The organism is Sphingomonas sp. PAMC 26617 (assembly GCF_000242835.1).
In the GTDB taxonomy this organism is placed as follows: Bacteria; Pseudomonadota; Alphaproteobacteria; order Sphingomonadales; family Sphingomonadaceae; genus Sphingomonas.
Map to the genome: position 1 here is coordinate 120,632 of NZ_JH594426.1, position 9,495 is coordinate 130,126.

At 57.6% G+C, this 9,495-nt stretch carries 12 protein-coding genes and 1 pseudogene; 2 read left to right on the forward strand and 11 right to left on the reverse strand.

The annotated features are described in order from the left end of the window. Positions 1–59 precede the first annotated feature (59 nt). On the reverse strand, positions 60–428 hold the full coding sequence (locus tag RH91_RS19405; RefSeq protein ID WP_029624089.1) for a response regulator: 369 nt from the start codon (positions 426–428) through the stop codon (positions 60–62). Positions 429–479: 51 nt separating this feature from the next. Between RH91_RS19405 and RH91_RS21825 the strand changes: the two genes are divergently transcribed. Then, entirely contained in the window at positions 480–818 is a 339-nt protein-coding gene (locus RH91_RS21825; protein ID WP_081469591.1) for a response regulator, read from the forward strand. Between the two features lie 165 nt (positions 819–983). On the opposite strand, the gene RH91_RS19410 is transcribed toward RH91_RS21825, so the two are convergent. The 9 genes and pseudogenes from RH91_RS19410 to RH91_RS19440 form a co-directional block, all read right to left on the reverse strand. Then, a complete protein-coding gene (locus RH91_RS19410; protein WP_010164954.1) occupies positions 984–1,922 on the reverse strand; it encodes a sensor domain-containing diguanylate cyclase in 939 nt (312 codons plus the stop codon). A 158-nt stretch (positions 1,923–2,080) separates the two neighbouring features. Next, positions 2,081–2,419: a response regulator gene (locus tag RH91_RS19415; RefSeq protein ID WP_010164956.1), complete on the reverse strand. Its 339-nt coding sequence runs from the start codon at positions 2,417–2,419 to the stop codon at positions 2,081–2,083. A 23-nt stretch (positions 2,420–2,442) separates the two neighbouring features. Next, on the reverse strand, positions 2,443–3,942 hold the full coding sequence (locus RH91_RS19420; protein WP_029624090.1) for an ATPase domain-containing protein: 1,500 nt from the start codon (positions 3,940–3,942) through the stop codon (positions 2,443–2,445). Beyond that, positions 3,939–4,712: a sensor histidine kinase gene (locus RH91_RS19425; protein ID WP_232283611.1), complete on the reverse strand. Its 774-nt coding sequence runs from the start codon at positions 4,710–4,712 to the stop codon at positions 3,939–3,941. The genes RH91_RS19420 and RH91_RS19425 overlap by 4 nt, the downstream gene beginning before the upstream one ends. Before the next feature lie 81 nt (positions 4,713–4,793). Next, the gene (locus RH91_RS21830; RefSeq protein ID WP_081469592.1) at positions 4,794–5,003 is read right to left on the reverse strand and encodes a lysozyme inhibitor LprI family protein; all 210 of its coding nucleotides are present in this window, start codon (positions 5,001–5,003) and stop codon (positions 4,794–4,796) included. Positions 5,004–5,059: 56 nt separating this feature from the next. Beyond that, positions 5,060–5,305 carry an SDR family oxidoreductase gene (locus tag RH91_RS19430; protein WP_010164963.1) on the reverse strand — a complete coding sequence of 82 codons (246 nt, stop codon included), beginning with the start codon at positions 5,303–5,305 and terminating at the stop codon, positions 5,060–5,062. Between the two features lie 90 nt (positions 5,306–5,395). Further along, the gene (locus tag RH91_RS23265; protein WP_232283612.1) at positions 5,396–5,821 is read right to left on the reverse strand and encodes a helix-turn-helix domain-containing protein; all 426 of its coding nucleotides are present in this window, start codon (positions 5,819–5,821) and stop codon (positions 5,396–5,398) included. Then, positions 5,787–6,305 (reverse strand): cupin domain-containing protein, encoded by a 519-nt coding sequence (locus RH91_RS23270; protein ID WP_010164968.1) that lies wholly within the window; start codon positions 6,303–6,305, stop codon positions 5,787–5,789. Before RH91_RS23270 ends, RH91_RS23265 begins: the two co-directional genes overlap by 35 nt. A gap of 105 nt (positions 6,306–6,410) precedes the next feature. Then, a pseudogene (locus RH91_RS19440) lies at positions 6,411–7,536 on the reverse strand (IS3 family transposase). A 313-nt stretch (positions 7,537–7,849) separates the two neighbouring features. Here RH91_RS19440 and RH91_RS19445 point away from each other — a divergent pair. Next, positions 7,850–8,164 (forward strand): hypothetical protein, encoded by a 315-nt coding sequence (locus RH91_RS19445; protein WP_010164969.1) that lies wholly within the window; start codon positions 7,850–7,852, stop codon positions 8,162–8,164. 288 nt (positions 8,165–8,452) lie between these two features. On the opposite strand, the gene RH91_RS21835 is transcribed toward RH91_RS19445, so the two are convergent. Then, positions 8,453–9,091, reverse strand: coding sequence for a hypothetical protein (locus RH91_RS21835; protein ID WP_081469593.1), 639 nt, complete (start codon positions 9,089–9,091; stop codon positions 8,453–8,455). Between the last annotated feature and the right edge of the window lie 404 nt (positions 9,092–9,495).

The window sequence follows — 9,495 nt, forward strand, 5'->3', positions numbered from 1 at the left end:
CAGGCGTACTAGTGTACAAAAAACTCACTTTCGTGTTGTGACTCCCTGTAGCAATGGTCTCAGGCAGCTAAAAGGTTTTTCACTTCAGTTTCGAGAGACCTCAAAGTGAATGGCTTCTGTAAAAAGCGGTCAGCAAGCCCCGTACGTTGGGTGCTCTCGCCTGTGTAACCCGACATGATAATCGTTCGAAGGTCGGGACGGCTGGCGAGCGCCCTTTCGATCAAGTCGAAACCATTCATTGCGCCAGGCATTCTCACATCGGTCACAATCAGATCTATGCGGGACGTACCTTGCAGTATCTCGAAGGCGTCGTCGCCGTTAGCCGCCAACATCACCTCGTAGCCTTCATCCTCGAGCTGCTCGCCGATCAACTTTCGTATCCTCTCCTCATCATCGACGACGAGGATAACTGAACGGTCACGAGACATCGTCTGCGTCCCCAAAGCCTTGAGACACATACTGAACCTAGGACGGTGAGCATGGCTACTGCTAAATTATTGATTGTAGATGATAATGCGATAGTCCGTCAGATGATCGCGTGCCTTGCGCGCGAGCTAGGCATGTCCGTCATCGAAGCAGCTTCGGTCGACGCAGCACGTGCTTGGCTTGCTAGCGGTGATGTCGACGTGCTGCTTTGCGACGGCGACCTAGGCGCTGGCCTTTCAGGCGTAGAATTTATAGTCAGCGACACGATGCAGATGCCTGCCACTATCGTGCTGATGTCCGGTAATCCAAAGCCTAATGGATTGCAGGAAGGTATCCGGTACCTATGTAAGCCCTTCACAATACGTCAACTCGAAATCGAATTATTGCCTTAGTCACCGTATACAAATGATGATGCGGAAGTTTATTTATTTTGCATCAGAAAGGGCCGGTTGTCATCGAACTACGCCATTCCCAAAACGGTATCGTTTATGAGATAGCCAGGTTTATTAGGCGAGCGTTTTAAACCTTTAACAACTCCATCAGCTTTTTAGCTGTGGCTAGCTTGCCAGCAGAAGTGCTGATTTGCAGCAGTTTTTTCCGGCTTCCTTCGCGAGGTACAATGCGCGGTCGGCAGAGGTCAGCAAAGTCTGCGGCATTACGGCTGTTGCACCGTCACGGGCGAGCGCGGTAGCTACGCCGATGCTTACGGTAATTACCCCTCCCACTTCTACTCCGTGGGGGATCTGCAACGCCTCGACAGCAGCCCTGATATGCTCAGCAACATCCATAGCATGATCGCGATTGGCCTCAGGTAGTACGACGGCCAGTTCCTCACCCCCATATCTGGCCACCACATTTTTATCGTCGCTAGTTGCCGAAAGAAACGCCGTTGCGACGCTGCGGAGGCAATCGTCCCCCACCTGATGGCCGTGAGCGTCGTTGAACTTCTTAAAGTGATCGATATCCGCAAGCAGCAGCGACAGCTGTGACTTGGCAACAAGCGTCCGCTTCCACTCCCCCGAAAGCGCCTCATCAAACGCCCGGCGATTAGCAAGACCGGTAAGGCCGTCCTTCATCGCCATGGCACGCAACTCGTCTTCGAGAGCCTTGCGCTGAGATACGTCGCGCATGATAACGGCTCGGTCCCCCGGGGTTCCCGATTTCAGATTCTCGACAACCCTTGAGGCTATTTCAACCCAGAGCAGGGAGCCATCACCGCGAATGACGCGCACAGTGACCGTCGCATCATTCGAGCCGCCACCCATTACGACCCGGTTAGCTTCAACAAGAACCGGAAGATCTTCGTGGAATACGAACTCGAAGACAGGGTGCCCGATCACCTCAGGCGGCGATCGGAGAAACAACCGCTCGGAGGCTCCAGAAATATAGCTGAAGGTCATGTCTGGCCCAACCAGGGCAATGACATCGCTGGAATGCTCCGCGATCAGCTGGAGAACGGCTGATGCCTTCGCGTCGTCAGGTGCCCAATGCTTCAAACCGCTATTCCCGAGATACGCAACGCATCAAGACGTCGGAGCGTTATTTAGCCTTTCGCGCCTAACGGACGATGAAGATCGCGCCTTTCTCGGTCCAACCGACGGCTCTTTCAGGCTTAATGAACCGATCGCGAGCAGGACGACCTACGAACCAAAACTCAGGCTGAGACCCGCATCAACGCCTCAAGGACGCTTGCCATCCTGAACGGCTTACGAAGAAAAATGGAGTAACCTTTGCAGGCTTCACGGATCGTCGCCTCATCAAGCGAGCTCATCATGACGACGGGTACTTTTGCGAACGCCGGATTGGACTGCATAGCAGCAAGCATATCCGCGCCGTTCATCACAGGCATCATATAATCGAGCATCACGAGGTCGGGGACGTCTTCCGCAAGCCGCGCCATGCCCTGCTTACCGTTGATTGCGGTGATAACGCGATAGCCCTCGTCTTCAAGCATGGCTTCAAGGACCTCGGCGACGCCAAACTCGTCATCCACAACAAGTACTGTGCGGCCGCCTGTCACCGCGTGATTTCCGGAGCTTCCGGCTGAGATGCCCGGTCAGGACTCGGTTCCGTGCCAAAGCCCGTCAGGATCGACGACGCCCCCTCGAACGTGTCGAGGAGCTTGATGCCGTCACTCGAAATGTTGAACTCGCGCAACGCCGCGTCGAAGCCGTTGCCGCGCACCTTCAGAATGGAGAGCAGGCGGTAGACACGGGCGCGGTACTCTACGAAGCGGAGCACCACGACGTTCTCGGCAACCGATGATAGCCCGTTAAAGGGCATTTCGATCCCGGGTCCGACAATGTTGCGTGTTTCGGCAGTCAGGAACATCGTCACACCTAACGCCTTGAACTCGCTGGCGAGCGCGGAAAAGACGTGGAGCACGCGGTCCCGTATGTCGCTCGACTCCTGAAACCCGTTCAACCCGTCGATAAAGAGGCGCTTGACGCCCCGTCTCCTGACCGCGTCCATGAGCGTCCCCGCTAGGTCGTCAAGGATCTGTTCCGTGACCGGCCGCCAGATGACCTCGACATCACCACGGTCGATCATGCCCTTAAGGTCCAAGCCCAACGTTGAGGCGTTGAGCATAAGGCGTTCCGGCGTTTCGTAGAAGCCGAACAACAGGCCAGGCTCGGTAGGCGTCGATCGGCTCAGGAAATGCAGGCCGAGGGTCGTTTTGCCGGTGCCGGAAGCTCCCAACAACAACGTCGACGTGCCTTCCGGTATGCCGCCACCAAGCATCTCGTCGAGCATCGGTATACCGAGCGACACCTTGTTGTTCGTGGCCTGATCGACGCACGACGGCACGGCGAGGATGGCCTCTGTTCGTGGATATACGACCACGCCGCCATCTGTGATGCGGAACGGATGACGGCCGCGCAGCGCGCCCGATCCACGGAACTTGAGCACCTCAAGCTCGCGTTGCTTGTGCTTGTTAAGCGTGGTGTCGCTAAGGTTAATGAGCCCATCAACCATCGTGTGCTCCGGCTGATGGTCGGAACGGCTGCCGTTCGTCAGCAGCAGCGCAGTGCAGTCGGCCGCGGCTACGTGCGCCTGCAATTCGTAGATAAACTTCCTGAACTCGCGGTCCGAAGAGCTTGTCTCTTCGACCGCGATTAGCCCATCTAAAACAAGGAGCGTTGCTTCATGGGTGCGAATTTCGCGGCGAAGCATGTCCATGAGCCCGCTCAGACCGCCTTCTTCGAGCGTGCTGAACCCGCTAATGTAGTAGAGCCGGTCAGGGATGACGCTGGCGTCGTAGAAGCTGAGCTGCTCCATATGCTGACGCATGCGAGCGTGGCTCTCGGAAAGCAGCGTCACGAACAGGGCGCGGCCTCCACCCTGTGCGTGATTAAAGCACATCTGGTTGGCGAGAATCGTTTTGCCGGCGCCTGGCGTGCCGCGAACGATGAAGACGGCACCCGAAAGGAAGCCGCCAAACATGATTGAGTCTAGTCCCGGCACCCCGGTTGGAACACGGGTGACCCCGTCGTGCCCATTGATATCTTGGCTCACGCTGCGTGTTCCATGCCGCTGGGTTCTTTCATATTGCGGGGGAGCCAGACGGTAAACGTCGAACCCTCGCTTTCGGTGCTAGTCACACCAATTTTGCCGCCCATCGCTTCCGTCAATTCACGGACCAGCCACAAGCCAATGCCAAAGCCGCCGCTTTTGCGCCTGCTGCCAATCGCCTGTTCGAAACGATCGAAAATACGGGTCAGGTCATCGGCTGCAATACCGATGCCACCGTCGGCGACGCTCAGCGTCACGCCCACTCCGTCAGCAACAAGCGCGACCCGTATCGGCTTGCTGTCGCCGTAGCGAATCGCGTTCGATATCAGATTATCAATGATCTGCTCGGTCGCCAGTTGATCCCAAACGCCGACTACCGGCCCTTGGGCGTCACACCGCAACACCGAACCCGCGCGTGCCGCCAGCATTTCATAATTGGCCGTGATCTGGGCAACGAACGCGGCCATGTCGAAGCTCGCTGGCTCCAACGCCAGCCGTCCGGCATTCACGCGCGATATTTCGAGAAGCGCAGTTGCACGGCGAACATAGTGGCCGACGGATATTTCCAGCCGCTCAAGACTGGTAATGGTTGCCGCAGACGCGCCCTCGCGCCGTGCGCGACTGAGCAGCAATTCAACTTGGCCTACGATGGGTGTCATCGGATTTCGGAGTTCGTGGGCCGCGATGGCGATGAAGTTGTCCCGCGCCGCCACGGCTGCGCGAAGCTCCTCAATAAGAGCGTCGCGATCTTCAGCCGACTCTGGACGCGCCATCATTTCTCCTAATTACTCAATTCTTATAGCTTGGTCACACCCCACCGTGGGCTATCTCAAAACCTCGTACATCATATCATCCTAAGGCTCGATCGCCAGGACCGCTACATTTCCTTCCAACTCGAGCGCCCGATCACGGATGACATTGACGGCATCGGATGCTTGCATGGGCACATACATTGTCCCCTGCCGCATCTCATACAGCGCTCTTCGTGCTGCGGCCTCGCTTTCCCGAAAAGCTAACCACAGCCGTTGCGACGCGCGCAGTCGTTCAGCGGCGCGCGTAAGTATGACAACCGTCCAACAAACGTCCGTTTAATGGACGGGTCAAACCGTTCGGTTGTGACCTAGATCGCCGGCATCATCCCACCGTCGATGCGCAAGTCCACCCCGGTGATATAGCCGACGAGCGAGCTACTTAGGAATGCGACCGCATTCGCGATATCGTCGGCCATGCCCACTCGACCGATCGGCACAGGGGTGACGTGGGGCAGTACCGCGCGCTCGACCTCGCGCCATTCCCCTTCATGATCGGCCCAGCCGTTCTTCGCAGCCAGCTCACGGGATGCCGTTTCGAGCTTGGGCGTGAACACCGTCCCAGGGGATTGTCGCCGAAAACCGCGAAGCAATTGAGCGGTACAGCAAGACCGCGGCCCGAGCGCGCGAGCCGGTGCGATGCACGATCAGGGTGCCAGCGCCGTCACCTCCCGTCGCGCATAAGATGTTGGAGAAACTCTCGCGTATTTGCTAAAGGCTACACTGAAGGCGCTGGTCGAACCATAGCCCGCCCGCCGCGCGACCTCGGCGATGCTCAGCTCCCGTTGCGTGAGCAGGTTGCCGGCGAGGGACATGCGCCAGTGCAGGAGGTATGCCATCGGCGCGACGCCGAGCGCGCGCCTGAGCCGATCGAAGAAGGCCGAACGCGACAGGTTTGCTTCAAACGCCAGCTCAGTAACCGTCCACGGTCTGGCGGGCTTGTCGTGCATTCCGCGCAACGCCGCCGCGAGCCGGTCGTCCGACAGTCCGCGCAGTAGCCCGGGCGGAGATGTCGGTCCTGCCGTTGAGCGCAGCGCCTCAATCAATAGAACTTCGAGCAACCGCGTCAGCACCAGGTCGCGCCGGTCGCACCGCGCGCGTCTCGTCGTCCACCAGCTGTACTAACGTCGTCAGCCGTCCATCGCCACAGACATGGACGATGGGAGGCAGAAGCGACACGAGCAGCGTCGCGTCCACTGATCCGAACATTCCATAGCCGATAAGGATATGTACATCGGGCGCGGTGTCGTTTTCGCCTAGGCGGTAGACGCCGGGTTCGACCTCGATCGGAATCGATCCGTGTGGGTCGGATGGAGAGCGATCCATGCTGGATATCGTGAAGCGCTGCGCCGCGGGAAGTAGTGCGAAGTCGCCGCACGACAGGACGACCGGCGGCGCCCCTTCCGACCCGAGCCGACACGAGCCTTCGAGCACCGCGCAGTAGAACGGACGTGGGACTTCGTTGCGATGCACGGCCCATGATCCTGCGCCGTTCACCAGCTTCGTGAACGAGGCCTCGGGCTGCAGCAGATGTACGATCTGGGCGTGTGGATCCATCGATCCGGACTCCTGCTAAACACAACAGGACTTTAGCCCATATCAGGTCCGGCGCATCTCGACCATCTAGGCTCCTGAGCTGCTGCCGGTCCCACGGACACCAAGTTAAGCTACATGAGCCTGCTTCTCGAAGTCCATGGGGCTGAGATAGCCCAAGGTAGAGTGCCTGCGTGTGGGATTGTAGAAGCGTTCGATGTAATCGAACACGTCCTGTCTCGCGTGGTTGCGCGTGCGATAGGTTTTGCGCGCAATCCGTTCGGTCTTCAGCGAGGAGAAGAAGCTCTCCATCGCAGCGTTGTCCCAGACGTTGCCGGACCGGCTCATCGAGCAGGTGACGCCATTGTCGACCATCAGCCGCTGGAACTGCTCGCTGATATATTGGCTCCCCTGGTCGGAGTGATGGAGCAGCGCATCGGGCTTGCCACGGCGCCAGATCGCCATGACCAGCGCATCGGTGACGAGCTGCGCCGTCATCGTGTCGCTCATCGACCAGCCGACCACCCGCCGCGAGAAGAGATCGATCACTGCGGCAGCATACAGCCATCCTTCGGCGGTTCAAATGTAAGTGAAGTCGGCCACCCACTTCTGATTGGGCGCGTCTGCGGTGAACTGCCGATCGAGCACATTGCCGGCGATCACCAAGCGTTCGCCATGATCCTTGGGTAGACCGCGGCGGCGCGGCCGCGCCATCAGACCGTGCACACGCATCAGCCGTTCGACCCGATGCAGGCCACATGAAAGGCCTTCGGCCAAGAGATCGTGCCAGACGCGACGCGCCCCATAGGTTCGGTAGCTGGAGATGAAGCTGGCGCGGATCTTCCCTGCATACACTTCGTCGCTGCGCGACCGGGCACTTGGCGCCCGCGCGAGCCAGGCGTGGAATCCACTGCGCGAAACATCGAGCGCCCCCCAAAGCCAAGACACCGGCCAGATCCCTCGATGCTTTGCGATGACCGGTTGAACCCACCGCGGCTTTTTTTAATATGTCACGCTCGGCCTTCATTCGGGCCAGCTTGCGGCGCAGCCGCTCAATCTCCTGCTGCTCGGGCTTCATCTGGCCGTTGCCAGGGAATGCCGACTGGGGATCAGCTTCCGCTTCGCGGACCCATTTACGCAGCACGTTCTCGTGCACGTCGAGATCGCGCGCGGCCTGTGCCACCGCCACGCCCCGATCGCGGACCAACTTAACCGCCTCCAGCTTGAACTCTCGGCTAAACTTCCGTCGTTGCATTGTCACCCTCTGGTTCCGAAAACACCTTATCTTGGTGTCCACGAAACCGGCAGCAGCTCAAAACTTTCGTGCGTTGAGTGGTGCGGCTGAGAACTATCGATCCAAGGAGCGCGCGGCAAACGTATTATGCCTGCCCCACGTACACGAAAATTTCGCATGCCGCCTTTTTCAACATAATCGGGCGTTTGCTGCCGTCGCGAAAGGGAACCCTTTCGCAACGGCCGGTACGGTAAAAACTAGCCAAGGGCGGTCGTCTGTGAACCAATCGCCTTAAACATTTGCTGACAATCGTTCATGGTGGCAGACGCGCGTGATGATCCAGGACAACACAACGAAGAGGCGTGGTTATCTCCGCGCCCTCCCGATGGGCCTGCTCATCCTGGCTGGACCGCCTATACTCTTGGCCCTAATGCTGACCGTGCGATTTGGATCAAAGGTATTGGGTCTTGATGTTTCTTACATCGAGATCGGACTCGCCTTAATTCCGGGCCTTGCCGGCATCTGGCTTTTAACGCTGCCACCCACTAATAAGGTTCTGATGCTGATATTCTACATCCCGGCAATGAGCTTTGGTCTTTGTATTTGGGGTCTGCTGTTCATGTGCGGCGCGTTCGGAGCATGCTTATGACAGCTCCATTTCGTACTCTTCTGGTATGATCGTTTTTAAAGTTGCCCGTCGCCTATCCACCAGGCCATGACATCCGCGATTGGCAGCGTATCGGATTTCCGCATCACCCCAATGCCGAGTTTCCGCCGTTCTAAGCCTAATGCAAAACTTGTGAATTTTGCATCGCGACGCGAAAAGTGGCGGCCCACGGCCGGGCAAGCAGGTGGCAATTGCGACCGTAAGTTTGCACCCGCGCTTACCGAAAACGACATTGTCTTGGGAGGCCGCAGTCGAACGGCAATTATCGAATCACGATCCAATTGACGAGAAAACTGACGGATCAAAGCTTGCTGGCAGAGGACGGTGCGTCTGCCCCTCGCTGTCGGGCATCGCCGCTACGACTTGGGTTGAATTAGGCTGAAGGCTGAAGCGTAGATCGTCTGCCAAATAGGCGGTCACGGAAGTTTCTGCCGGAAGTCTACCGCTAGTCCCGTGAATAAAAATCATCGGCCATGAGACAAGCAACGCGCCTCCAATAGACAATAACTCCTGTCCAGAACCATGGCGTCCCGTGCGCCCTGATAGGCGGACAGGCCCGCTCGGCGTCTCTACATAATTAATTCGGATATCGAGCTGACCGCGTTTTCCAAAATGGCCATTACGCTCCGAACGCATAACTTCGCCGACCGCAATCGATCCGACCGGAACAACAACTTGACCACGATACATGAGGGGTTCCGCCACTTCCAGATAGAAGCGCTCGCCCGCGTGACAGTCCTTGGTATTAAGCTCGGTCCGCGTGGCGAGCTGCAATGGCGTACCCATTGGAAAAGAAGCCGTAGGACCGACATTTGAAGCCGGCGCTGTCCACTGCACGTTATATTGTGCAACCGCGATTGAGGGTAGACAAGCAGCGAGAGCAATGCTCGTAATTAAAACATTCTTCATTCCAAATGCCCCCAGACAACAAACACGTGGCTATGTAATTTCCATAAATCTAAAAATGCTTATCGTTTAGGGTAAACAAATTAACAGCGATGCCGGCCAGCGTCGGCCCTCGCAAACCAGTTGATGACGGATCTTGGGAAGCCGACGAAGCTCGACGAATGGTAAAGTTTTGGGGTTGGTCGACCGGCTGCTTAACCCTGTTGCCCTAATGCAAAACTTTTGACTTTTGTATCAAACCTATCACTTGGCAGTGCCATTTACCGCTGACAGCATGGTGCCAATTGGCTCTGATATTTACATAGATCACCTGCGGGCGGGTGCGTCAAACGGCCGTTTTCTGTACGACGCTGCCGTCAGCCCACTCTCAAAAGGATCGCGATGTGACAAGCTGAGAATGGCCGGCA

Excerpts from the sequence above, each read along its gene's own strand:
- RH91_RS19405 (WP_029624089.1), bottom strand. The coding sequence starts at position 428 with ATGTCTCGTGACCGTTCAGTTATCCTCGTCGTCGATGATGAGGAGAGG.
- RH91_RS21825 (WP_081469591.1), top strand. The coding sequence starts at position 480 with ATGGCTACTGCTAAATTATTGATTGTAGATGATAATGCGATAGTCCGT.
- RH91_RS19425 (WP_232283611.1), bottom strand. The coding sequence starts at position 4,712 with ATGGCGCGTCCAGAGTCGGCTGAAGATCGCGACGCTCTTATTGAGGAG.
- RH91_RS23270 (WP_010164968.1), bottom strand. The coding sequence starts at position 6,305 with ATGGATCCACACGCCCAGATCGTACATCTGCTGCAGCCCGAGGCCTCG.
- RH91_RS19445 (WP_010164969.1), top strand. The coding sequence starts at position 7,850 with ATGATCCAGGACAACACAACGAAGAGGCGTGGTTATCTCCGCGCCCTC.
- RH91_RS21835 (WP_081469593.1), bottom strand. The coding sequence starts at position 9,091 with ATGAAGAATGTTTTAATTACGAGCATTGCTCTCGCTGCTTGTCTACCC.